This is a genomic window from Streptomyces sp. O3 (assembly GCF_054788135.1).
The window spans coordinates 25983-48551 of sequence record NZ_JBTVYK010000055.1 but is presented as its reverse complement, the minus strand read 5'-3'; the positions used below and the strand labels follow the sequence as shown (position 1 = coordinate 48551).

The 22569-nt window shown below is 72.2% G+C and carries 21 protein-coding genes and 1 pseudogene; 15 read left to right on the top strand and 7 right to left on the bottom strand.

Annotation, left to right across the window (positions count from 1 at the left end):
- Positions 1-173 precede the first annotated feature (173 nt).
- The 4 genes from ACX6XY_RS24365 to ACX6XY_RS24350 form a co-directional block, all read right to left on the bottom strand.
- Complete coding sequence (locus ACX6XY_RS24365) at positions 174-1199, bottom strand: ketoacyl-ACP synthase III family protein (RefSeq protein ID WP_460334678.1); 1026 nt, start codon at positions 1197-1199, stop codon at positions 174-176.
- Between the two features lie 3 nt (positions 1200-1202).
- A complete protein-coding gene (locus ACX6XY_RS24360) occupies positions 1203-2390 on the bottom strand; it encodes a cytochrome P450 (protein ID WP_460334675.1) in 1188 nt (395 codons plus the stop codon).
- Positions 2391-2533: 143 nt separating this feature from the next.
- Positions 2534-3304: a thioesterase II family protein gene (locus ACX6XY_RS24355; protein WP_460334672.1), complete on the bottom strand. Its 771-nt coding sequence runs from the start codon at positions 3302-3304 to the stop codon at positions 2534-2536.
- A gap of 136 nt (positions 3305-3440) precedes the next feature.
- A complete protein-coding gene (locus tag ACX6XY_RS24350) occupies positions 3441-3929 on the bottom strand; it encodes a GbsR/MarR family transcriptional regulator (protein ID WP_460334670.1) in 489 nt (162 codons plus the stop codon).
- A gap of 131 nt (positions 3930-4060) precedes the next feature.
- Between ACX6XY_RS24350 and ACX6XY_RS24345 the strand changes: the two genes are divergently transcribed.
- The 5 genes from ACX6XY_RS24345 (at position 4061) to ACX6XY_RS24325 (ending at position 8690) form a co-directional block, all read left to right on the top strand.
- Complete coding sequence (locus tag ACX6XY_RS24345; protein WP_460334667.1) at positions 4061-4990, top strand: ABC transporter ATP-binding protein; 930 nt, start codon at positions 4061-4063, stop codon at positions 4988-4990.
- Between the two features lie 105 nt (positions 4991-5095).
- Positions 5096-5866: an ABC transporter permease subunit gene (locus tag ACX6XY_RS24340; protein WP_460334664.1), complete on the top strand. Its 771-nt coding sequence runs from the start codon at positions 5096-5098 to the stop codon at positions 5864-5866.
- A 103-nt stretch (positions 5867-5969) separates the two neighbouring features.
- Entirely contained in the window at positions 5970-7016 is a 1047-nt protein-coding gene (locus ACX6XY_RS24335) for a vWA domain-containing protein (RefSeq protein ID WP_460334661.1), read from the top strand.
- 171 nt (positions 7017-7187) lie between these two features.
- Positions 7188-8009, top strand: coding sequence for a class I SAM-dependent methyltransferase (locus ACX6XY_RS24330; RefSeq protein ID WP_460334659.1), 822 nt, complete (start codon positions 7188-7190; stop codon positions 8007-8009).
- 105 nt (positions 8010-8114) lie between these two features.
- On the top strand, positions 8115-8690 hold the full coding sequence (locus ACX6XY_RS24325; protein ID WP_460334656.1) for an AMIN-like domain-containing (lipo)protein: 576 nt from the start codon (positions 8115-8117) through the stop codon (positions 8688-8690).
- 67 nt (positions 8691-8757) lie between these two features.
- Here ACX6XY_RS24325 and ACX6XY_RS24320 read toward each other — a convergent pair whose 3' ends face one another.
- On the bottom strand, positions 8758-9696 hold the full coding sequence (locus tag ACX6XY_RS24320; RefSeq protein WP_460334653.1) for a ScbA/BarX family gamma-butyrolactone biosynthesis protein: 939 nt from the start codon (positions 9694-9696) through the stop codon (positions 8758-8760).
- A 130-nt stretch (positions 9697-9826) separates the two neighbouring features.
- Between ACX6XY_RS24320 and ACX6XY_RS24315 the strand changes: the two genes are divergently transcribed.
- From ACX6XY_RS24315 to ACX6XY_RS24275, 9 genes and pseudogenes are all read left to right on the top strand, one after another.
- A complete protein-coding gene (locus ACX6XY_RS24315) occupies positions 9827-10468 on the top strand; it encodes a ScbR family autoregulator-binding transcription factor (protein ID WP_460334650.1) in 642 nt (213 codons plus the stop codon).
- Positions 10465-11343, top strand: coding sequence for an NAD(P)H-binding protein (locus ACX6XY_RS24310; protein WP_460334647.1), 879 nt, complete (start codon positions 10465-10467; stop codon positions 11341-11343). The genes ACX6XY_RS24315 and ACX6XY_RS24310 overlap by 4 nt, the downstream gene beginning before the upstream one ends.
- Positions 11344-11472: 129 nt before the next feature.
- A complete protein-coding gene (locus tag ACX6XY_RS24305) occupies positions 11473-12207 on the top strand; it encodes an SDR family NAD(P)-dependent oxidoreductase (RefSeq protein WP_460334681.1) in 735 nt (244 codons plus the stop codon).
- A 129-nt stretch (positions 12208-12336) separates the two neighbouring features.
- On the top strand, positions 12337-13188 hold the full coding sequence (locus ACX6XY_RS24300) for an AfsR/SARP family transcriptional regulator (protein WP_460334644.1): 852 nt from the start codon (positions 12337-12339) through the stop codon (positions 13186-13188).
- A 100-nt stretch (positions 13189-13288) separates the two neighbouring features.
- The gene (locus ACX6XY_RS24295) at positions 13289-13912 is read left to right on the top strand and encodes an isochorismatase family protein (RefSeq protein ID WP_460334641.1); all 624 of its coding nucleotides are present in this window, start codon (positions 13289-13291) and stop codon (positions 13910-13912) included.
- The gene (locus ACX6XY_RS24290) at positions 13909-15843 is read left to right on the top strand and encodes an anthranilate synthase family protein (protein WP_460334638.1); all 1935 of its coding nucleotides are present in this window, start codon (positions 13909-13911) and stop codon (positions 15841-15843) included. The genes ACX6XY_RS24295 and ACX6XY_RS24290 overlap by 4 nt, the downstream gene beginning before the upstream one ends.
- A complete protein-coding gene (locus ACX6XY_RS24285) occupies positions 15825-16118 on the top strand; it encodes a shikimate kinase (protein ID WP_460334635.1) in 294 nt (97 codons plus the stop codon). The genes ACX6XY_RS24290 and ACX6XY_RS24285 overlap by 19 nt, the downstream gene beginning before the upstream one ends.
- A gap of 7 nt (positions 16119-16125) precedes the next feature.
- On the top strand, positions 16126-16608 hold the full coding sequence (locus tag ACX6XY_RS24280; protein WP_460334632.1) for a transketolase-like TK C-terminal-containing protein: 483 nt from the start codon (positions 16126-16128) through the stop codon (positions 16606-16608).
- Positions 16609-16776: 168 nt separating this feature from the next.
- Positions 16777-17010: pseudogene (locus tag ACX6XY_RS24275) on the top strand (chorismate synthase); the annotation flags it as partial.
- A 200-nt stretch (positions 17011-17210) separates the two neighbouring features.
- Here ACX6XY_RS24275 and pabB read toward each other — a convergent pair.
- Positions 17211-19457, bottom strand: a complete 2247-nt coding sequence (gene pabB / locus ACX6XY_RS24270; RefSeq protein ID WP_460334629.1) for an aminodeoxychorismate synthase component I — start codon at positions 19455-19457, stop codon at positions 17211-17213.
- A 130-nt stretch (positions 19458-19587) separates the two neighbouring features.
- Positions 19588-20367 (bottom strand): methyltransferase domain-containing protein, encoded by a 780-nt coding sequence (locus tag ACX6XY_RS24265; protein WP_460334627.1) that lies wholly within the window; start codon positions 20365-20367, stop codon positions 19588-19590.
- A gap of 229 nt (positions 20368-20596) precedes the next feature.
- Between ACX6XY_RS24265 and ACX6XY_RS24260 the strand changes: the two genes are divergently transcribed.
- Positions 20597-22558, top strand: coding sequence for a helix-turn-helix domain-containing protein (locus ACX6XY_RS24260; protein ID WP_460334624.1), 1962 nt, complete (start codon positions 20597-20599; stop codon positions 22556-22558).
- Positions 22559-22569 lie beyond the last annotated feature (11 nt).

Sequence of the window (22569 nt, the reverse complement as noted above, 5' to 3'; positions counted from 1 at the left end):
CCCCCGTACCGCGCCGCCGTCCGGCCGCGTCCCCAGCGCCGCCGACGCCGCGGTCGCCGCCGGGTCCGCGGCGGGCGGCATGTCCTGGTACTACGACCGCTGACCCGCACCGCACGCGCACGGCATGACGAGGGGCCCGCCTGCCAGGCGGGCCCCTCGTCATGCCACCGGCGTCAGCTCCAGCGCGGCTGCTCCAGGATCCGCACCACCGCGCAGGACAGGCCCAGGCCCGAGCCCACCCCGAACATCAGGACGTGGTCACCGGCCTGGAGTTCCTTGTGCTCGACCAGGTGGTGGAACTCGGCGATGGCGTCGCTGGCCCCCAGGTGCCCGCTCTGGCGGCCGAACTCCAGGGTGCCCTGAGAGGCCTTGAGTCCCAGCGGCCCGAGGAAGTACTGGAGGTAGTCCTCGTTGCCCGCCGCGGGGTGCACCACGCGCGCGATGTCGCCGATGCCGACCCCCGCCTCGGCGAGCGTCCTCGTGGCCGTACGCGCCTGGGCCGCACCGGCGGTCTTCCCGGCGTCCGCCGGGGTCAGGCTGCCCTGGTAGTCAGCCGCGCGCCGCTCCAGGTCCATCTTGGCGCCGATCGTGCAGCCGGGCGGGAACAGCGGCTCGCCGCCGCGGCTCATCTCCTCGAGTTCCGGGGCGGAGACGGAGTTGAGGGCCAGCAGCTGGGCGAAACCCCCGCGCCGGGACAGCACCGTCGCCGTACCCGCGTCCCCGAGTACCAGGCCGTGATGGGAACGGAACCGGTCCACCAGCGGATGGCCGAAGTTGTCGGCACAGGTGATCAGGGCCGCCGTCCGCTCCGGCGACGCCAGCAGGAAGCACGCCGCCATCTCGGTGGCCGCGAGCATGCCCTCGCACCCCTGCCGCAGCCCGATGGCCGGGATCTCCCGGTTCACCGTGTGGCGCAGGATGTAGTGCTGGGGCGTCCAGGAGTCGGGCCCCTGGTGGCCCGCCGCGACATGGACCAGGACGCTGATGTCGTCGGCGGTGTGCCCGGACCGCTCAAGGGCCTGCTGTCCCGCCTCGACCGCCATCTCGGGAGCGGACACGTCACCGGCGACGAACGCGCCGACCCACCCCGTCCCGCGCTGCGACTCGTCGCAGTCACCGGCCGCGATGGCGTCCTCGATCGTGACCTGCTCGGGCAGATACGCGCCCACTCCGCTCAGGTACATCCCGTCGAACTTCACGGCTCAGCCAGCCCGCTCGACGGCCACGGTCACATGCCTGGGCGTGGCGAGCGCGTGCGTCTGGTACCACTCGCGCCCGGTCACGCGCAGCGTCGGATACCGGTCCAGCAGAGCGCCCAGCGCGACCTTCGCCTCCAGACGGGCCAGATGGGCGCCCAGGCAGATGTGGATGCCGTGGGTGAAGGCGAGCTGGTGGTTGGGCGTGCGGTGGATGTCGAAGCGGTCCGGGTCGGCGAAGGCGCGCTCGTCCCAGTTGGCCGACTGCAGCGAGATCATCACGAGCTGGTCGGCGGGGATGGTCGCGCCGCCGAGCGTCAGCTCCGTGTTCGTCACCCGGCCCGCGTCCGGCACCGGCGGCACGTACCGCAGGATCTCCTCGACGGCGCCCGGAATCAGGGAGCGGTCCGCCCTGATCTCCGCCAGGGCCTCGGGGTGCTCGTCGAGACAGCTCACCATGTTGCCCAGCAGGCCCATGGTCGTCAGATGGCCCGCGAGCAGCAGCAGGGCCGAGAAGTTGACGATCTCGTCCTCGCTGAGGCGGCGGCCGTCCACCTCCGCGTGCACGAGTCGGCTGATCATGTCGTCCCGCGCCTGGACGCGGCGCTTGTGGGCGTGCTCGCGCAGATAGCCGAGCAGCTCCTGCATGGCCTTCTCGCGGGCCGCCACGAACGCGGGGTTGGTGGGGTCCTCGGCGGCGAGGGCGAGCTGCGCGTCGGCGCACCGCTGGAGGACCGGCCGGTCCTCGCGCGGCACGCCCAGCAGCTCGGAGATGACGTTGAGCGGCAGCTGGTAGGCGAGGTCGGCGGCGATGTCGATCTCGTCCTGGTCCGCGACCCGGTCGAGCAGCTCGGCCACGAGCGCTTCGACGCGCGGCGTGAACTGGGTCAGCATCCGCGGTGTGAAGCCCTGGCTCAGCAGCCCGCGCAGATGCTTGTGGTCCGGCGGGTCGAGCGCGGAGAGGTTGCCGTCGATGAACTCCTGGGCCGGCACCACGCGGTTCATGTCGTTGGAGAACGCGGCCCAGTCCGAGAAGGCCTGCACCGCGTCCGCGTGCCGGAGTATGCGCCAGCACCCCATGGTCTCGTCGAAGAAGACCGGCTGATGGTCCCGCATGTACCGGGACCACGCGCGGAGCGACTTCCCGTCGTCCACGAAGTAGGGCTCGCGTGTCGGCGCGTCCTGGATGGTCATGCGGTGGTTCCCCCTCGACTCGGGACGGCATCACGGCTGGTCGCGACGCTAGGACCGCGGTAGGGGCGGAACAACCCCAGCCCTACCCCGGTCCTGGCGCACCCCGGCTTTCTGGGGTCGGCGGACCGGCGGCAAGGGGGGGCTCAGGGGACCAGGGACCGGAACAGATCGAGGGAGAGATCGGCCAGCAGGCGTTCGCGCTGGGCGGTGAGGAAGAAGTGCCCGCCGGGCAGCATGCGCAGCCGGAAGTCGCCCGTCGTCACCGCGCCCCACGCCGCCAGGTCATCCCGCGGGCAGTCCGCGTCCTCGGTGCCGCCGAACGCGGACACGGGGCACTCCAGCGGGGGGCCCGGACGGTACCGGTAGGTCTCCAGGACCGTGGTGTCGGCGCGCAGCACCGGCAGATACAGCGCCTTCATCTCGGGGGAGTCGCGGATCACCGGCGGGATCGCCTGGAAGCGGCGGTCCAGCACGTCGAGGAAGGTCTCGTCGGGCAGCGTGTGCATGGGAGGGTGCCGCACCGGCGTGTGCGGGGCGGGCCTGGCCGCCACGCCCAGGTGCGCGGCCCGCAGCCCGTGCCGCTCGCGCAGTTCCCGTACCAGCTCGAAGGCGATCCAGGCCCCCACGCTGTAGCCGAACACGGCGAACGGCTCGCGCAGTTCGGCCGCGATGGCCGCGGCGGCCTCCTGGACGATCGCGTCCACGCTGTACAGCAGCGGGTCGCTCAGCCGCGCCTCCCGGCCCGGCAGCCGCAGCAGCCACGGCTCCACGGCGTCGCCGAGCTCCCGGCTCCAGGCGTGGTACGCGGCGGGCCCGCCGCCCGCGTAGGGCACGCAGATCAGCCGCAGCGGGGCCCCGTGCCGGGCCTCGGGGCGCAGAATCCATCGGTCGAACGGGAGCGTGTCCGAGGTCATGCGGACCAGTCTGCGCGGTCGCGTCCCCAGGGCACCCCCAGGGCTGACCCGAGCAACACCCCAGCAACACCCCGGCCCGCGCGCGGGCGCCCTGGACGAGGGGTAGGACGTGGTGCAGCGCCCTCGCGCGACGGCGTCAGGACGGCGGGGACGCCACCCGCCCGGCGTCGTACCGCTCGCGCCACGTGGCGACGAGGGCGGACATCTCGCGCCGCATGAAGGAGTAGAAATCCCGCATCTCATCGAGCCGGTGTCCGGCTGTGCTGTCCGGGCCCGCGATCCGCAGTCCCTCGGACGCGGCGTCCTCCATGATCCCGAGCACCGCGTTCTGGTTGCCCATCATCGTCGCCCACGCGTGCTCCCGGAACCGGTAGTGGTCCCGCCGGCTGCCCGGCGCGGGCACCCGCTCGACGACGCCGATCCCGATGAGCTGCTTGACCGCGCCGGAGACGGCACCGGAGCTGATCTGGAGCTGTTCGCACAGGTCACCGGCGGTCATCGTGTCCTGCTGGGTGTACAGAAGCGCGGCCATCACCCGCGCCGGGGTCTTCTGCATGCCGCCCTCGGCGAGAGAGAGCGCCAGCCTCTCCGCGGTCGCGCGGAGCCCGGCCTCGTCGCGGTCCATCACGTGCTCCTTCGGTCGTGGTGTGGGGCTGAGGGAGGGGTCCTGGACTCCCTGACGCCCCTCCAGTGTATCGACAACTCTCAAAATTCCGAGTCTTTACAGATCTCTGAAACTTCGGTACGTTCGGAGGCATGATGAACGCGATCGAGCTCCGCGAGCTCACCAAGACCTACGGCGCCCGCCGCGGTCTGGCGGGCCTGACCCTGGACGTGCGCGCCGGAGAGGTCTTCGGCTTCCTCGGCCCCAACGGCGCGGGCAAGACCACCACCATCCGGCTCCTGCTCGACCTGATCCGGCCCACCTCGGGCGCCGCCGTCGTGCTGGGCCTCGACCCCCGCGCCGACGGCGTCGAACTCCGCCGCCGCGTCGGCTACCTCGCGGGCGACTTCGTCTGCGACGGCCGTCAGAACGTACGCGGCTACCTGCGCTTCCTCGCCGCGCTGCGCGGCGGCGTGCCGCAGGCGCGCATCGACGACCTCGCCGAACGCCTCGGCCTGGACCAGACCGCCAAGATCAAGAAACTCTCCAAGGGCAACCGGCAGAAGGTCGGCCTGGTCCAGGCCTTCATGCACCGGCCCGAACTGCTGATCCTGGACGAACCCACCTCAGGTCTGGACCCGCTCGTCCAGCACAGCTTCCTCCAGCTGGTCTCCGAAGCCGCCGCCAGCGGCCAGACCGTCCTGATGTCCAGCCACATCATGAGCGAGGTCGAGGCCGTCGCCGACCGCGTCGGCATCATCCGCGACGGCGCCCTCGTCGCCCTCGACAGCGTCGAGAGCCTGCGCGCCGACGCCGTACGCGACATCGAGATCACCCTCGGAACCCCCGTACCCGCCGATACCTTCACCCGCGTCCCCGGCGCGACCCGGCTGCGCCTCGACGCCACCGGCACCACCCTCACCGGCCAGTTCTCCGGCAGCCCCGACCCGCTCATCAAGGCACTCGCCGCCCACACCGTCACCGGCCTGCGCGCCACCGAACCGGCCCTGGAGGACCTCTTCCAGACCTACTACGAGGGCGCCGAGTCCGCCCCGCGCACCGAACCGGCCCCGGCCGCCTGACCCCCGCACCCACCCCGCCAGCGGCCCGCCCCACCCGTCAGCGGCCCCACTCGCCAGCGGCCCGCCCCGTCAGCGGCCCGCCCAGGACCGGAGAGGACCACCCCCATGCGCACCGCCCTGTTCACCAAATCCCTCGCCGACAACCGCCGTTCGATGATCGCGTGGGCCGTCGGCTGCGCCGTCGTCGGCATCGGATACGCCTCCACCTACCCGGACCAGAAGAACAACACCGACAACCTGCCCGAGGCGATGCGCGACGCCCTGCACATCGACGCCACCGCCGCCGGATACCTCCATGCCACCGTCTTCGGCCTGATCCTGCCGCTGCTCGCCCTGGTCTACGGCGTCGCCGCGGGCTCCCGCGCCACCGCCGCCGACGAGGAGTCGGGACAGCTGGACCTGGTGCTCGCCCACCCCGTCACCCGCACCAAACTGGTGCTCCAGCGCTTCGCGAGCGTGGCCGTCGGCGCCGCGGCGATCGCGTTCCTCGTCTGGCTGGCGCTGCTCTCCGTCCGCGACAGCGCGGAGCTCACCAGCATCACCCCTGGCGAGTTCCTCGCCCAGTGCGCGCACCTGTTCCTGCTCGCCATCACGTTCGCCGCGCTCGCCTTCGCGATCGGCGCCGCCTTCGGCAGCAAGGCCGCCGTCCTCGTCGGCGCCACCGTCGTCGGCGTACTCGGCTACATCGCGCACACCATGGCCGCGCAGATCGGGGCCGACTGGTTGGCCAACCTCTCCCCGTTCCACTACTACATCGGCGGCGAGCCCCTGCGAAACGGCTTCCAGTGGGGCGACGCGAGCGTGCTCCTCATCGCCTCCGCGCTCCTCCTCGCGGCGGGGACCTACCGCTTCAACCACCGCGACGCCAACAGCTGAACCACGATCAACTGAACCAAGATCAATTGTCAGTGGCGGGTGCCAAGATCGAAGCATCGAGTCGGACACACCGAGTCGAGGCCCGAACGGGGAGGGACCCGCCATGCCCAAAAACCAGAGCCAGAACTACATCAACCACGTCGCCCTCGTCCTGGACGCCAGCTCGTCCATGTCGCACCTGAGCCGCAAGGTCGTCGAGGTCGCCGACCAGCAGATCGCCTACCTGGCCCGCCGCTCACAGGAACTGGACCAGGAGACCCGCGTCACGGTGTACGTCTTCGCGGACCGCGTGTCCTGCGTCATCTACGACAAGGACGTGCTGCGCATGCCGTCCCTCCAGCAGATGTACCAGCCCGGCGGAATGACGGCACTGCTGGCGGCCACCCTCAAGTCCCAGCGGGAACTGGCGCAGACGGCCCAGCTGTACGGAGACCACAGCTTCCTGACGTTCGTCCTCACCGACGGCCAGGAGAACGCCAGCCACCGCTGCCCCGACGCCCCGGCCAAGAACCCGCGCGCCCTGGTCGAGGCCGTGGCCACGATGATCGAGACACAGCAGGACAACTGGACGCTGGCCGTCCTCGTACCCGACCAGGCGGGCAAGCGCGAAGCCACCCAATGCGGCTTCCCGCAGGACAACATCGCCATCTGGGACGCCACCAGCACCCGAGGCCTCCAGGAAGCCGGACAGGTCATCCAGGACGCCACCGAGAAGTTCATGGTCGGCCGCACCCAGGGCATCCGCGGCTCACGCGCCGTGTTCTCCACCGGCGCCGACACCGTCAACAAGGACACCATCAAGGCAGCGGGCCTCACCCCGGCCGACCCCGCCGCCTACGCACTGATCCCGGTGACCCGCGACGCCGCCATCCGCGACTGGGTCACCGAAAACGGCCACACCTACCGCACCGGCGGCGCGTTCTACCAGCTCAGCAAGTCCGAGAAGATCCAGGCACGCAAGCAGATCGCCGTCCTGGAAAAGAAGACCGACCGCGTCTATACCGGCCCCGAAGCCCGCGCCCTCCTCGGCCTCCCGGACACCGAAGCCCGCGTCAAGCCCGACCACAACGACGACTTCACCATCTTCGTCCAGAGCACCAGCGTCAACCGCAAACTCGTCCCGAGCACCCGCCTCCTCCTCATGCTCTGAACACCGAACGGGCCTCACGACGACGGGTACAGGGGGCGCTGAGCTGCGGTGGAGCCCCGCCGGAGCCGGTCGTGCCCCTCCCGCACGCTCGCTATCGTCACTCTGACGGGCCGGGGCGGTGCATCCTTCCCGCGCCGACACGGAAGGGGACCGGACGCCATGATCGAACAAATGGACGCTGTGGGGCGCACCGCGCTGATCACCGCGGCCATGAGAGCCATCGAGTACCGACGGACCGACCGGCTCCACGACGACCAGTACGCGGACCTGCTCAGCGGCGAACTGGGACCCGCGCTCCTCGACGAGCTGACCGCCGGCATGACCGAAGACCAGAAGCGCAGGCTGCTGAGCGTCTTCGACCTCAACGCCGTCCGCACCCGCTTCTTCGACGACTGCCTGCTGCACGAGGCCCGGACGGTCCCCCAGATCGTGTCGCTCGCCTCCGGCCTGGACTCCCGCGCCTACCGGCTCGACTGGCCCGCCCACACCCGCTACTTCGAGATAGACCGCCCCGCCGTCATGCGGTACAAGGCGGACCGCCTCGACGGCGTCCGTACCAGGACGGACCACCGGACGATCTCCGCCGACCTCACCGAAGACGGCTGGGACGAGCAGCTGCTGGCGGCGGGATACGACCCCGGCCAGCCGTCGGTCTGGCTGATGGAAGGCCTGCTCTACTACATCCCCGAGCCCGACGCACACCAGCTGCTCGACCGCGTCCAGGCCCGCACCGCCCCCGGCAGCGTACTGGCGGCGGACATCGCCGGGACCAAGGCCGTAGCGGGCCAGATCGACGCCTTCGCCCGCTGGGGCTGCCCCTGGGTGTTCGGCACGGACGAGCCCGCAGCGTTCCTGGACGCGCACGGCTTCACTCCGCAGGAGGTCACCGTCCCCGGCGAACACTCCACCGCCTACGGCCGCCTGACGGAGTCCGCGCCGCGCTCCGCGAGCGTCAACCGCCCGGTATTCCTCACGCGAGGAATACGCCGGTAGCGGCGACGGAGTGACAGAGCCCCAGACACGACGCCAAGCGTGCAACTTTCCGGCGCTCTGGACCGTCTCACGCAATACCAGAGTTACGCGACCTAGGGGGTCATAATGCGACGGATAGGAGCGATGGCGGCGGTGGCGGTACTCGCGGCCGCCACGCTGGGGACGGCGGCGGGCACCGCGGGCGCGGCGCCCGCCGAGAGCCCGCGCGCGGCGACGACCTGCCCGACGGGCTGGGGCAGCGGCGCCGAGGGCGGCGCGGCCGTGGGAGCCGACCACCTGGAGAACGTCAGGACCGGACAGCACCCGTGCTACGACCGCATCGTGTTCGACGTGCCCGGCGGCGGCGACCAGCTCGGCTACCACGTCCAGTACGTGGACCAGTTCTCCGCGGACCCCTCGGGCGAGCAGATACCGGTCGCCGGCGGCGCGATCCTCGACATCCGCGTCGGCGCGTGGAGCTACGACCTGGAGGCCGGCACGCCGACCTATCCGGGCCAGGTGGGCGAGCCGCTGCCCGGCGTGGACATCAGCGGGTACAGCACCTTCCGGGACACCCGGTTCGGCGGCACCTCCGAGGGCCAGACACAGGTCGGCCTCGGCGTCCGCGCCCGCCTGCCGTTCCGCGTGATCCAACTGAACGACCGGGTCGTGGTCGACGTGGCCCACAGCTGGACGAGCTGAGGACCGGACGCGGCGGCGGGCGGCGCGGCCGAAGAGCGCTTCGGACGCGCCGCCCGCCGCCGGAGGGTCAACGGGCCGGGTCCGGCTCCGAGATCACTGTGCAGGTGAAGGTGAGCCTCAAGTCCTGGACGGCGCTCACCTTGACGCACGGGCGGCCGTCCGGATCCGGCGCCATGCGCTCGGCGCTGAGCAGAACGGGCTGGTCGAACTCGACATACCGCAGGAACACGGTGTCGAAGGCGATCGGGACGACGGGCGTGTCGGCCTCAGCCTGGGCGATCTGGCCGACCGCCTCAAGGAGTGCCATGCCCGGTACATGGTCGTGCGGGTGGTCGAAGAGCACCGAGTGGCCGGTGTCGACGCGCAGTCGCCAGGTGTGGTCGGCATCCGTGGGCGACAGTACGACGTCCCGTTCGTCGCCGCGGCCCACCAGCGCGGCCGACACCGGTTCCGTGACCGGCAGGGCGCGGGCGAAGGCGGCGGGCGCGTCAGCGTAGGAGCCGCGCAGACGGTCGTAGATCGCCGGAGGGTGCGTGGTGTAGTTGAGCTTGGCGCCGCCGATGGTCCGGCCGTCGCGCAGGACGACCACCCGCGAGCACAGATGGACCGAGCCGAGCCGACGCCGGCTCACCGAGGTGTGGGCGACCAGCAGTTCCACCTCGACCGCGCCGTCCCCGACCCGCAGGCCGCGCGGGTCGACGGTGGACTCCAGAAGCTCCCAGCCGAGCCGGTGGTCGAGCGGGATTCCGTGCACGGTGTGCGTCAGCAGCGCCAGGGCCTGGCGGATGCTCTCGGTGACGAGGAGCGGGCTGTAGCGTCCGCCCAGCCGGTAGAAGGAGTGGTCGGCCGGCCATCGGACGACGACCCTCTGTTCGCGATCGGAGATCATCTCCCAGTCGATGACCAGGGCCTCGGCTGGGACGACCTTGCGTACGAGCCCTCTGTTCACCTCCGCCGTGGAGGGGCGGGGGGCGGTGCGGAGCGTGTCGGTGGTGCCAGTAGCCATACGTGTTCTCTCCCCTGGAACGACGTGACGTGCTGGGCGTGACATGCAGGAGGCTTCTTGATCTGTCGGGCTGCAGGCATAAAATAAAGAAGGTATTTCTTTTTGTCGAGTGCTTCGCGAGGTAGCAGCCATGAGTGTCCGGACCGTCAAACAGGAGAGGGCTGTCCGTACCCGTGCGGCTCTCGTGCGCGCAGCGGCCGAGGTCTTCGGTGAGAACGGGTTCGCCGGGGCGAGCATGACCCAGATCGTGGACCGGGCCGGGCTGACGCTCGGCGCCATGTACTTCCACTTCAGGTCGAAGGAGGAGCTGGCCCGCGAGATCGTCGCCAACCAACCCGACCTGGTCGTACCGCCGTTGGAGTCCACCGGGCTGCAGCAAGCCATCGACGTGACGCTGACCTGGGCGTACCAGCTGAGCAGCGACCGGATGCTGCTTGCCGGGGCGCGGCTCGTGACGGACCAGGACCAGTTCCTGGGGTCGTCGGAGAACTCCCACGAGCAGTGGACGAAGGTCGTCGCCGAGATCTTCCAGGACGCGAAGCGCCGGCGTGAGCTGAAAGCCGGAGTGGACGTGGAGGCGCTGGCCAGGCTGCTGGTCAACGCGTGCACGGGCGCGCAGATGCACGCGCGCCTGGCGAGCGGGTACCAGGACCTGCCTGCGCGGGTGGTGGAGATCTGGCAGTGCCTGTTGCCGGGCGTGGCGGTGCCGAGCGCCGTCAAACGCGTCGAGTTGGGTCTTGAGCGAGGTCAGAAGCGGAGCCAGGAGCGGTGAGCGCACCGGACGCGGCCGCCCCGCGGGTGGTGGTGACCGGCGCGACCGGCGCGGTCGGACGGCACGTGACCCGACTGCTCGCACGGCGCGGCGCCGTGCGGTCCCTGGTGCGGGACGCGGACAAGGCCGCGCGGCTCGGCCTGCCCGGCCGGATCGTCGTCGGCGACTACAGCCGACCGCAGGGCCTGGAGCCGGCGTTCGCGGGAGCCGACGCGGTCTTCGTGGTCACCGCCGACCCGCTGCGGCCCGAGCAGGACGCGCACATCCTGGACGCCGCGAAGGCCGCCGGGGTGCGTCGCGCCGTCAAGCTGTCCTGGCTCGCGGTGGCCGACCCGGACGCCGACGACCTGGTGGCCCGCTGGAACCGGGAGAGCGAGCGGTCGCTGCGCGCCTTCGGCCTGGACTGGACGGTGCTGCGGATCCGTACGCCGATGTCGAACGCGCTGTCCTGGGCCGCCTCGATCCGTGAGGAGTCCGTCGTCCGCGCCCTCGGCGGCCACGCGCGGACCGCGTGTGTGGACCCGCGGGACGTGGCCGAGGCGGCGGTGCGCGTGCTGACCGAGGAGGGGCACGCGGGCCGGACGTACGCGCTGACCGGGCCCGAGGCCGTCAGCGCGCGCGAGCAGACCGAGCAGCTCGGGCGGGCGCTCGGGCGGCCGTTGGGGTTCGAGGAGCTCACCGAGGAGCGGGCCCTGGAGCGCTGGTCGGCGCGGCTGCCGACGGCCCTGGCCGAGGCGCTCCTGCAGGCCGCGCGGCGGCGCGGGGCGGGGGAGTCCGGGGGAGTGACGGGGGACCTCGCCGAACTGCTCGGGCGTGCACCCGCTACCTTCGCTGCGTGGGCGGACGATCACGCGGCGGAGTTCGGCCGCGGGTAGTCCGCCCCGACCGGATGCACGGTGCCATGGAGATCGGCACGCCACGGCCGGGGGACGCCCGGTACGGGAGACGACGAGAGGCGGGGGAAAATGGTCGACGGACAAGGGCTGTTGGACGGCAGGACGGTCATGGTGACCGGAGCGTCCAGCGGCATCGGGAGGGCCGCGGCGCGGCAGTTCGCCGCGGAGGGGGCGGCGGTCGTGCTGATGGCGCGGCGGGCCGGGCGACTGTATGAACTCGCCGCTGAGATAGGGAAGTCAGGCGGCCGGGCCGTGGTGTCCGTCGGCGACGTGACCTCCGACGCCGACGTACGCGACGCCGTCGCCGCCGCCGTGGACGCCTTCGGCGGGCTGGACGCGGCGTTCAACAATGCGGGCTGGGGCACGATCGGGCCCGCGCTGCACGAGACGGACGACAAGCTGTACGACCAGATCATGGACGTCAACGTGCGCGGGGTGTGGAACTGCCTCAAGCGGCAGATCCCGGTGATGCTGGAGTGCGGCTCGGGCGGCTCGATCGTCAACACCTGTAGCACGGCAGGGTCGTTCGCGACCGGTGCGGTCGCGCCGTACGTCGCCGCGAAGCACGCCGTGCTCGGCCTCACGCGGGCGGCGGCCGCCGAGTACGGGGATCGCGGGATCCGGGTCAACGCCCTGATGGTGGGTGCCACGCACACCGAGCTGATCGAGCAGGCGATCGAGGAGAAGCCCGAACTGGCGGCGTCCGCAGGATCGCGGGCGGTCATCAAGCGGATGGCCGACCCGAGGGAGGTGGCCCACGCGGCCGTGTGGCTGTGCAGCGACCGGGCGTCGTTCGTCACCGGGGGAGCGGTCCCGGTGGACGGGGGATGCGACGCGGTCTGACCCCCCCCGCGGGGCACGGTCGGCGACTCCGGCTTTCCTAAAAACAAAAAGCCCACTATTATTTTGCTTACGGAGGAGGGCCGCCGCTCGCGTACGCCCGGCCCGAGTGTCGTCGCACGGAGGGGCATCATGGAGATCAAGGTCTTGGGCGCGCTGACCGTCACCGAGGGGGAGACGTCGATCGCCCCCACGGCCGCCGAGCCGCGCCGGGTGCTCGCCCTCCTCGGGGCGCTCGCCGGCCGGATCGTGCCGAGCGGACTCCTCGTAGAGGAGGCCTGGCCCGACGGGGCGCCACACCAGGCCAAGCACATGCTCCGGTCGTACGTAAGCCAGTTGCGGGAGCTGATCGCCGCCGCACTGTGCGAGCACGGGCACAGCGACGGGACCGGACACGAGCGCGGCCGACGGCGGGCCGTCGAGGTCCTCGCCGACCTGCCGGGCGGCTACCGGCTCGACGGCGGCCAGGACACCTGCGACGCCTGGGAGTTCGAGCGGGCCGTCGGCGCCGGATATCGCGCGATGGCCACCGGGGACCTCGACACCGCGGCGCGACGGCTGCGCGAGGCGCTCGGGCTGTGGCGCGGGGAGCCGCTCGCGGACGTCGTGCCCGGACCGCACCTCGCCGCGCAGATCGACCGGCTGATGCAGTCCCGCGACCGGGCGGCGGGGCAGTGGATCGAGGCGGAGCTGCGCAGCGGGCGGTACCGCGAACTGGCCGCCGACCTCCCGACGTTGCAGCTGGCCGCGTGGCTGCGGGAGCGGCTGCCGCCGGTGCTCAACCAGTGCGGAGATCCGGGAGAGGCGCTGGCGGCGTATCAGCGGCTGCTGCGCGAGGAGTCGAGGCCGTCCGGGGCGGGCGAGCCCCGGTCGGCGGTTCCCGGACGGGGAGCGGCTCGGATCCCACCGCCCTACGCCAGGGGCGTCCTGGGCCGAGAAGCCGCGGCTCCACCTGACGGACTGCGGGCAGCGGCGTTGGTGTGAGGGACGGGGATTCTCAGAATCGAGGACACAGCGCCGGGCGCTTGTCTGGAACGTGGGCTGCGCCCTGGGCACCTGGTCCACGTAAGACGAGAGGATCTCCATGGCCGGTCTGCCGTCCATCGACAGCTATCCGATACCGCTCGCCTCCGCCCTGCCCGCCAACGTGCCGCAGTGGTCCGTCGACCCCGGACGGGCGGTGCTGCTCGTCCACGACATGCAGCGCTACTTCCTGAAGCCGTTCCCCGAGCCGTTGCGCAGCCAACTCATCGCCAACGCCGCCGCGTTGCGGGAGCACTGCGCCGCGCAGGGCATTCCCGTCGCCTACACGGCGCAGCCCGGAGGGATGACGCCCGAGCAGCGGGGACTGCTGAAGGACCTGTGGGGGCCCGGCATGCGGACCGCGCCCGCCGACCGGGAAGTGGTCGACGAACTGGCGCCCGCGCCGGGGGACTGGCGGCTCACCAAGTGGCGCTACAGCGCGTTCTTCAAGAGCGATCTGCTGGAGCGGATGCGCCGCGCCGGCCGTGACCAGCTGATCGTCTGCGGGGTGTACGCGCACGTCGGCGTGCTCATGAGCGCCGTCGACGCGTTCACCAACGACATCGAGACCTTCCTCGTCGCCGACGCGGTCGCCGACTTCACCGAGCACGACCACTGGCTGGCCCTGAACTACGCGGCCCGTCGCTGTGCCGTCGTCACCACTGTCAAGGAGATCATCGGATGAGCGGCCGAGAGCGTGCGGCTTCCCTGGGCCCTGACCCGCTCGGCCGGGTGCTCGCGCCGAACCCGCCGGCGTTCGCCGTGCTGCACCGGCCCGAGACCACCGGCGATGACGCCGTCGACGTGCTGCTCGGGAAGGTGTCGCTGCCCCGTACCCTGGCCGACGTCCCCGTGCCCGAAACGGGAGCCGCGACCGGCGAGCCGTACCAGGAGGTGCTCGCCCTCGTACCGTACCGGCAGATCGCCGAGCGCGGCTTCGAGGCGCCGGACGACGAGGCGCCGCTGATCGCGCTCGCCGTCACCGAGCAGCAGCGGGCGCCGCTCGACGAGGTGCTGCGGCGCGTGCCCGACGCCGCCATCGAGCTGCGCGACGGCCGCTTCGACGTGGGCGACGCCGAGTACGCCGACACCGTCCGCCGGGTCGTCAAGGACGAGATCGGCGCCGGCAAGGGCGCCAACTTCGTCATCAAGCGCTCCTTCACCGCCGAGATCACCGACTACGGCGTGCATCTCGCTCTCGCGTTCTTCCGCCGTCTGCTGGAGCGCGAGCAGGGCGCGTACTGGACGTTCATCGTGCACACCGGCGACCGCGTCTTCGTCGGCGCCACCCCCGAGCGGCACGTCAGTCTCGCTGACGGCGTCGCCGTCATGAACCCCATCAGCGGCACCTACCGCTACCCGGCCTCCGGCCCCACCCTCGACGGCGTCATGGACTTCCTCGCCGACCGCAAGGAGGCCGAGGAGCTCTACATGGTGGTCGACGAGGAACTCAAGATGATGGCGCGGATCTGCGAACAGGGCGGTCGCGTCGTGGGCCCGTATCTCAAGGAGATGGCGCGGCTCGCGCACACCGAGTACTTCATCGACGGCCGCACCGACCGGGACCCGCGCGAGATCCTGCGCGAGACGATGTTCGCGCCGACCGTGACCGGCAGCCCGCTGGAGAGCGCCGCCCGCGTCATCGGCGCGTACGAGCCGCACGGCCGCGGCTACTACAGCGGCGTCGTGGCCCTCGTCGGACGCGACGCGCACGGCGGCCGCACCATGGACTCGTCCATCCTCATCCGCACCGCCGAGATCGAGGGCGACGGCCGCATCCGCATCGGCGTCGGCGCCACCCTCGTCCGCCACTCCGACCCGGACTCCGAGGTGGCCGAGACGCACGCCAAGGCCGCCGGGCTGGTCGCCGCGCTGGAGGACGGCGGGCCGACCCGGTTCGGCGGCCACCCGCGGGTGCGCGCCGCGCTCGCCGAACGCAACGGCCCCATCGCCGACTTCTGGCTCACCGAACACGGCGGACGCGCCCGCACCGAGCCGTCGCTCGCCGGGCGGCGGGTCCTCGTGGTGGACGCCGAGGACACCTTCACCTCCATGATCGAGCAGCAACTCCGAGCCATGGCCCTGGAGGTGACGGTCCGTCGCTTCGACGAGCGGTACTCCTTCGACGGCCATGACCTCGTCGTGATGGGGCCAGGACCGGGCGACCCGCGCGAGACCGACCACGCCAAGATCGCTCATCTGAACAGGGCGATCGGCGTGCTCCTCGACGAACGCAGGCCGTTCCTCGCGGTGTGCCTCAGCCATCAGGTGCTCAGCATGAACCTGGGGCTCGAACTGCGCCGCAGGGACGTGCCCAACCAGGGCGTGCAGCGGGAGATCGACCTGTTCGGCAGCCGCGAACGCGTCGGCTTCTACAACACGTTCGCCGCACACAGCCCCGGCGACAAGTTCGACGCCCCCGACGGCACCGTCGTCGAGGTCAGCCGCGACCCGAAGACGGGCGAGGTGCACGCGCTGCGCGCCCCGCACTTCACCTCGATGCAGTTCCACGCCGAGTCCGTGCTCACCCAGGACGGGCCGCGCATCGTCGCCTCCCGGCTGAGCGAACTCGCCAGGGGGACGCTCGCGGACACCCCGTGGTCTTCCTGTCGCTGACGGCACGGGAAGCGGCCGTACGGACCGGACTCGACACCGCCCGTCCGCTGCTCGCCGCCGACCCGCACCGGTGCTGGCGCGTGCTGACGGCGGCCCGACGACCGCTGTACGAGGAGGTCGCGCGGGCCGTCGTCCGGACTCGGGGACGCACGCGAGCCCAGGTCGCGCGAGCGGTGCTCGACGCGCTCGGGCGCAGCCGGACACCGCGGGCCAGCAGGCCGGGCGTCCGCCTACGCCCGTCCCTTACCGGATTCCTTCGGATTGAGGAGCTCTGAGCGCCCTGTGAACACCGTCCAGGTGACCGCCCCGCGGCGCGGGAAGGACAGTCCCACCCCGGCCGACGGGCCCACCCCGGCCGACGGGCCCGCGCACGGTGGTCATGTGCTCGCCGAGGCCGACGGCGAAAGCCCCGATGTCGTCCTCGTCGCCACCGGCGCCGAGGTCCAGGTCGCCCTCGCCGCCCGCGCGATACTCCAGCGGGAGGGCATCGCCACCCGTGTCGTCTCCATGCCGAGCGTCGAGCGCTTCCGGAAGCAGAGTCAGGAGTACCGGGAGGCGGTCCTGCCGCCCGGCGTGCGCGCCCGCGTCTCCGTTCAGGCGGGCGCCGCGCTCGGCTGGTACGCGCTGATCGGCGCGGCCGGGGAGAGCGTCGGCCTGGCGCAGTTCGGCGCCTTCGCCGCGTACCGCTCGCTCTACCGGCAGCCCGGACTCACCCCCGAGCGAGTGGCCGCCGCGGCGCGCGGCAGCCTGAAGCGGGCGAAGTGAGCGGCACGGGCGGCCTCGGCGCCGAGCGCCTGATCGCGTCCGGCGCCGTCAGCACCCTGCCCGAGTACATGCCGCGGCAGTCCCGCGCGCGTCCGCACCGGGCTGCCTGACACCGTGGCCCCGGCCCTGGAGACCCGCACATGACGACGACGATCTCGTCCTCGCCCCCGCGACCCCGGCCGCGCGGGCGGCGTGGAGGGCGGCATCACGACGGGCGAGCCGCTGCGGGTACGGGCCGCGATGAAGCCGATCGCGACGGTCGACGTACGCTCCGGCGAGCCTGCCAAGGCCCACCGCCAGCGCTCCGACGTGTGCGCGGTGCCCGCAGCCGGGATCGTCGCCGAGGCCATGGTCGCGCTGGTCCCCGCGGACGCGGTCGCGGAGAAGTGGGAACCTGACACACCACACGCCCCCGACTGGTCCGCCCCCGTGCGCTCCCGCACGATGCGGGTGCGGGGGAGACCACCGGCGTCGACACGGCTGCCGAGCAGCCCCCGCAGACGGCGTCGGCCGTGCCCCCTCTCCCCCGACGAGGGCACGGCCGACGCTTCCGCTGTACCGGGCCTGATCCGCTGTACCGGGGCCTGGTCCGCGGACAGCCCCTAGGCAGCCGCCGGGGCCTGCCTCCGGTCCTGGTCCCGGTCCTCGCCCTGCGCCGCCGACGGGGACGAGGACGGGGACGGCTGCCGCAGGGGCCGTACCGGGGCCGACCCGCCCCGCGGGAACGTGCTGCCGGTCAGGGCCAGCAGCGGGCGGGACTTGACGGCCGTCTCCTCGAACTCCGCCTCCGGCGAGGACAGGGCGATCACAGCGCCGCCCACCCCGTACCGCAGCCGTCCCGGAGTCAGCACCGCCGTGCGGATCACCACGCTGAGGTCGGCCGCGCCGGAGAGCGAGAAGTAGCCGATCGCGCCCGAGTACACGCCGCGCGGGCCCGCCTCCAGGCCGTCGATGATCTCCATGGTGCGGATCTTCGGCGCGCCCGTCATCGAGCCGGGCGGGAACGCCGCGCGCACGCAGTCCACCGGCGAGCTGTCCGCGCGCAGCCGCGCCCGGACCGTGCTGACCAGCTGGTGGACCGTCTCGTACGTCTCGACCTGGAACAGCTTCTCGGCCTCGACCGAGCCGGGTTCGGCGCAGCGGCCCAGGTCGTTGCGGACCAGGTCCACGACCATCAGGTTCTCCGCGCGGTCCTTCTCGTCCGTCATCAGCTCCGCGACCAGTACGGCGTCGTCCTCCGGGGTCGCCCCGCGCGGCCGGGTGCCCTTGATGGGCTTGGACTCCACCAGACCGTCGGCGGCCACCCGCACGAACCGCTCCGGGGAGGTGGACAGGACCGACAGTTCGCCGAAGCGCAGCAGCGCGCCGAACGGGGCGGGGCTGACGCGGCGGAGCACCCGGTAGCTCGCCCACGGGTCGAAGTCGCCGCGTGCCTCGGCCATGTTGGTCAGGCACACCTCGTAGCTCTCGCCTTCGGCGATCTTCGCCAACGCGGTGTCGACCAGGCCGAGATACTCGCCCCGGTCATGCCGCAGCGTCACCTCGGCGTCGGGCACGGCCAGCGGCTTTCTCGACATCGGTCGGCCAGCCAGGCGGTCGAGGACGCGGGCGGTGTCGCGCAGCCAGCGCCGCGCGGGTTCGGCGCGGTCGTCCTCCGCGAGCGCCAGGAGATACGTCATGCCCTTCGCATGGTCGAACACCACACCCCGGTCCGCGAACACCATCGCGGCGTCCGGCTCCTCGGAGCGGTGCGCGGCACTGCCGCCGCACTCGGCCTTCAGCTCGTAGCCGAGATAGCCGACCCAGCCGAGCGCGAAGTCGAAGGGCAGCTCAGGCACCGTCGTACGGAGGGCCGCCAGGTCGCGTTCCAGCCAGGTCAGGAAGTCGCCCGAGACCACCTCGGCGCCGGTGGCGGAGTGCACCGTGGCCGTGTTCGTCCACACGTCGGCCGTCACCACGCGGGCCAGCGGACCCGAGGCGTCGCCCATGAAGGAGAAGCGGCCGAGCCTGCCGCGCGAGGGTGCGCCCGTGCTGCTGTCCAGCCAGAACGACGTCCCGCTCGCGCCGAACAGCTCCTCGTACACGGCCTCCTCGCTCCAGTGGGTCCGCAACGTCTGGACGAGAACGCTGAGTTCGCGGGCGGGCGGCGTCGCGCGGGGCGGTGCGGGCTCCGGGTAGACAGGCTCCGGGCGGACAGGTTCTGGGCGGACAGGTTCTGGGCGGACAGGCTCCGGGAGCTCCAGTTCCGGGGCGTGCGCGGGACGCTCGGCGTGCCAACGGCGGGCTGACTCCACGAAGTTGGCGAGCAGGGTCCGGCCGTGCCGGGTCAGGACCGACTCCGGATGGAACTGCACCCCCCACATCGGCCGGGTGCGGTGCCGCAGCCCCATCAGGACGCCGTCCGGGGTCCACGCGGTGGCCTCCAGAACGTCCGGCAGATCGGTCACCGCGAGCGAGTGGTAGCGCACCGCCTCGAAGGGGGAAGGGATGCCGGTGAACAGGCCGTCCCCTTCGTGCAGTACCGGCGACAGCTGGCCGTGCCGGGGCTCCGGGGCTCGCGCGACCGTCGCGCCGTGGGCGTACGCCACGCCCTGGTGGCCCAGGCAGACCCCGAGCAGCGGGAGCTCGCAGTGCTCCACCAGCTCCCGGCAGATCCCGAAGTCGGCGGCGCGCTCCGGGGTTCCGGGGCCCGGCGACAGGACCACGGCGTCGACCTCGGCGAGGCGCCCGATGTGCCAGTCCGGGTCGTCGTTCCGTACGACGACCGGCTCCCGGCCGGTGATCTGGGCCAGGAGGTGGACGAGGTTATGGGTGAACGAGTCGTAGTTGTCGACAAGCAGGATGCGCACGTTGATTCCCGTATTCCCTCGTGAGTCGGCATGGGCAGTGCGGATGTCCGCGGTGCGGGTGTCCGCGGTGCGGATGTCGGCACGCGGTTCCGGCGGCGACAGTACGGACGCCGACCGGACCGGCGGTGGTTCAGGCGGCCCCGCGGGGTGCGGCCACGGCTCCGGGGCGCGCCCCGGAACGGCCGTGACCGAGGGCCGCGGGTGCCGCCGACACCCTGATCAGCATGTGCTCGACCAGCTCCCGGCCCTCCCGGATCCGGATGCTGTTCAGCACCTCCAGCGCGCGCCCGGACTCGTCGGCGATGGCGTACAGCCCGGCCAGGTCGCCCCGGTCGCTGAAGTGCAGCAGGGCCGTGCCGCCGGGCGTGGTCCACAGCGGGGCCTGCGCCAGATAGCGGCGGTGGGCGGCGTAGCCCGGATCGACGTACGCGCACTCGTGCATCGACTGGTAGCGGTAGTCGGCCGGCGCGAGCACGAAGTTGGAGTGCCAGTACACGGTGTCGAAGCGCTGGCCTGGGTCGAGCGCGTCGAACAGGTCGCTGTGCCGGGCCGCCACCCGGTCGGCGACGCCGTGCCGCCGCGCGTTCAGCGCCGCGTTCCGCACGGCGCGCGCGTTGACGTCGGTGGCGAGCACCCGGTCGCAGCCCGCGAGCGCGGCGCTCACCGCGATGACGCCGGTGCCGCAGCCGATCTCCAGGAACGAGCCCCGCCGCGGGACTTGGGCGCCCTCCACGAAGCCGAGCAACTCCATGGCCGCGTCCGTGGACGCCGAGTACGGCGGCGCGAACACGTCCGGGAGAAGCGTCCAGTCACGGCCTCGCAGGGTGAACACCCCCGGTCGCCCGTCGGCGGCGGCTGCCTCTCGGCTGCGCTCCAACGACCGTACATAGCTTCGGATCTGCAAGCTCACCACAGCCCCCTTCTGGGCGGAGCGGATCTGCTCCGGGCCCTGCGGCATGAGCTTCGGGCAGGGCGGCGCCCGGCAGGAAGGTGGTCTCAGGACACCGCGGAGCCTTCGCGGTGGTGCTCACAACACCGCCGCCATGCAACGCCCCTGGTCAACGTTGACGGCCCGAATGTCCGAGAACTATTTTCGGACGCGCCGGGCGGTGCCCGGCCCATAGGGCGGGGGATGCGATATGTCTGGCTATATCGGTGGCGATGACGCCGGGGGCGACGGGGACGATGTGGCGCTCTCCGTACTTGAACTGCTCGCGGAGGAAGCCGCGGTAGGCCGCTTCGACGCGCTGGTGCAGCGCGCGCGGCGGTCCGGATCCGACCCCGCGGCCCTCGCCCGCGCCGAACGGGCCGTGCGGCTCGCCCGAGACGTCCACGCCTCCTTTGAACGCGGCCGACAGCGCGAGGCGGGCTTCGCCGCGCTCGTCGACACCGCGCGTGACCTCACCCTCCCGTACGACCTGGAAACCCTGCTCAGCGTCATCACCCGCCGCGTCCGGCTGTTGCTGCACTTCGACATGGCGTACGTCGCCCTCCGCGACCCCAGCGGCGAGATGGTCGTCCACACATCAGAGGGCTCGACCACCGCGCTCAACACGGGACTTCGTCTGGAGGGCGGCAGCGGCCTCGGCCACCGGGCGCTGACCACCGGCGCCCCGCTGTGGACCGCCGACTACCTGAACGACGACGTGATTCCGCACTCCTCGGCCATCGACCGGGTCGTCGAGGCCGAGGGGCTGCGCGCCATCATGGCCGTGCCGCTGCGGCACGGCGACACCGCCGTGGGCGTGCTCTACGGCGCCGACCGCAAGGTACGCCACTACACCCCCGACGAGATCGGCCTGATCTGCTCACTCGCCGACCTCGCGGCCGTGGCCATCGAGAAGGCCGGGCTGCTGCAGCAGGCCCAGGACCAGGTCGCCGAGCTGGAACTCGACGGATTCCGTACCCGCACCAGCCTGGTCCGCCTCGAACAGCTCGGGGAGTCCTACAGCCGCATCATGGGCCTGCTCGTCGCGGGCGCCGACCTGACCTCCGTCGCCAAGGCCGCGGGCGACGCCCTCGACGGCACCCTGCAGATGCGCGACCCGGCCGGGCGCGTGGTGGCCGCGGGCGGAGAGATCCCCGACCTCGACGAGGACGCGGTCGCCAAGGCCGTCCTCGCCGCGCACGCCCAGCGCGGCCCGGTCCTCGCCGACGAGCGCACCTGGGTGACCCCCGTCGTCGCCGGTACGGAGGACCTCGGCGCCCTGGTGCTGCGGCCGGTCACCCGCCTCGTGGGGCAGGACAGCTGGCTGTTGCAGACCACCGCGCAGGCCTTCGCCGTGCACCTGCTGATGCAGCGCAGCGCGGCCGTCGCCGAAGGCCCCGTACGCGACGAACTCCTCGACGCGCTCCTGGACGCCTCGGCCGCCGCCCAGTCCCCGCACCAGATCGCCCAGCGGGCCCGCCGCCTCGACATCGACCTGGAGCGGCCGCACGTCCTCGTCGTCGCCCGGCCCGAGGGCGGCGGGCAGGGCCCGGCCGTGGTGTGGGCGTCGTCGTACGCGTACCGCATGTCCGGGCTCAAGACCGTGCAGAGCGGCTGCATCGTGCTGCTGTTGCCCGGCTCGGACGCCTCCGCGGCGGCCCGCACAGTCGCCGACGAACTCTCGCCGCTGCTCGGGCACCCGGTCTCGGTCGGCGCGGCCGGGCCCGACGGCTCGCCCGCCGAGGTCGCCCGGATGTACCGCGAGGCCATGCGCTGCCTGGACGCCCTCACCGCGCTCGGCGGCTCGGGCTGCGCGGCCGCCGCGCAGGACCTGGGCTTCCTCGGCCTGCTGCTCTCCGACGACTACGACGTCGAGGGCTTCATCGGGGCCGCCATCGGCCCGGTCCTGGAGTACGACGCGGAGCGCCTCACCGACCTCACCCGCACCCTGGAGGCCTACTTCGCCTCGGGCAGCAGCCCCACCAACGCGGCCGAGGCGCTGCACGTCCACCCCAACACCGTCTCGCGCCGACTGGAGCGGATCACCGAACTCCTCGGCGGCGACTGGCAGAAGCCGGGCCAGGCCCTGGAGGTGCAGCTGGCGCTGCGGCTGCAGCGGGCCAGGGGAGTGCTGCGCGGCCGTGGCGGGTACGACGCCCACGGCGCCGGGTGATACCGGGCCAC

What these genes read in the sequence shown, in the direction of transcription:
- ACX6XY_RS24360 (WP_460334675.1), bottom strand. Translation starts at nt 2,390, where the DNA reads ATGACCATCCAGGACGCGCCGACACGCGAGCCCTACTTCGTGGACGAC.
- ACX6XY_RS24355 (WP_460334672.1), bottom strand. Translation starts at nt 3,304, where the DNA reads ATGACCTCGGACACGCTCCCGTTCGACCGATGGATTCTGCGCCCCGAG.
- ACX6XY_RS24350 (WP_460334670.1), bottom strand. Translation starts at nt 3,929, where the DNA reads ATGGACCGCGACGAGGCCGGGCTCCGCGCGACCGCGGAGAGGCTGGCG.
- ACX6XY_RS24345 (WP_460334667.1), top strand. Translation starts at nt 4,061, where the DNA reads ATGATGAACGCGATCGAGCTCCGCGAGCTCACCAAGACCTACGGCGCC.
- ACX6XY_RS24340 (WP_460334664.1), top strand. Translation starts at nt 5,096, where the DNA reads ATGCGCACCGCCCTGTTCACCAAATCCCTCGCCGACAACCGCCGTTCG.
- ACX6XY_RS24335 (WP_460334661.1), top strand. Translation starts at nt 5,970, where the DNA reads ATGCCCAAAAACCAGAGCCAGAACTACATCAACCACGTCGCCCTCGTC.
- ACX6XY_RS24330 (WP_460334659.1), top strand. Translation starts at nt 7,188, where the DNA reads ATGGACGCTGTGGGGCGCACCGCGCTGATCACCGCGGCCATGAGAGCC.
- ACX6XY_RS24325 (WP_460334656.1), top strand. Translation starts at nt 8,115, where the DNA reads ATGCGACGGATAGGAGCGATGGCGGCGGTGGCGGTACTCGCGGCCGCC.
- ACX6XY_RS24320 (WP_460334653.1), bottom strand. Translation starts at nt 9,696, where the DNA reads ATGGCTACTGGCACCACCGACACGCTCCGCACCGCCCCCCGCCCCTCC.
- ACX6XY_RS24315 (WP_460334650.1), top strand. Translation starts at nt 9,827, where the DNA reads ATGAGTGTCCGGACCGTCAAACAGGAGAGGGCTGTCCGTACCCGTGCG.
- ACX6XY_RS24305 (WP_460334681.1), top strand. Translation starts at nt 11,473, where the DNA reads ATGGTGACCGGAGCGTCCAGCGGCATCGGGAGGGCCGCGGCGCGGCAG.
- ACX6XY_RS24300 (WP_460334644.1), top strand. Translation starts at nt 12,337, where the DNA reads ATGGAGATCAAGGTCTTGGGCGCGCTGACCGTCACCGAGGGGGAGACG.
- ACX6XY_RS24295 (WP_460334641.1), top strand. Translation starts at nt 13,289, where the DNA reads ATGGCCGGTCTGCCGTCCATCGACAGCTATCCGATACCGCTCGCCTCC.
- ACX6XY_RS24290 (WP_460334638.1), top strand. Translation starts at nt 13,909, where the DNA reads ATGAGCGGCCGAGAGCGTGCGGCTTCCCTGGGCCCTGACCCGCTCGGC.
- ACX6XY_RS24260 (WP_460334624.1), top strand. Translation starts at nt 20,597, where the DNA reads ATGTCTGGCTATATCGGTGGCGATGACGCCGGGGGCGACGGGGACGAT.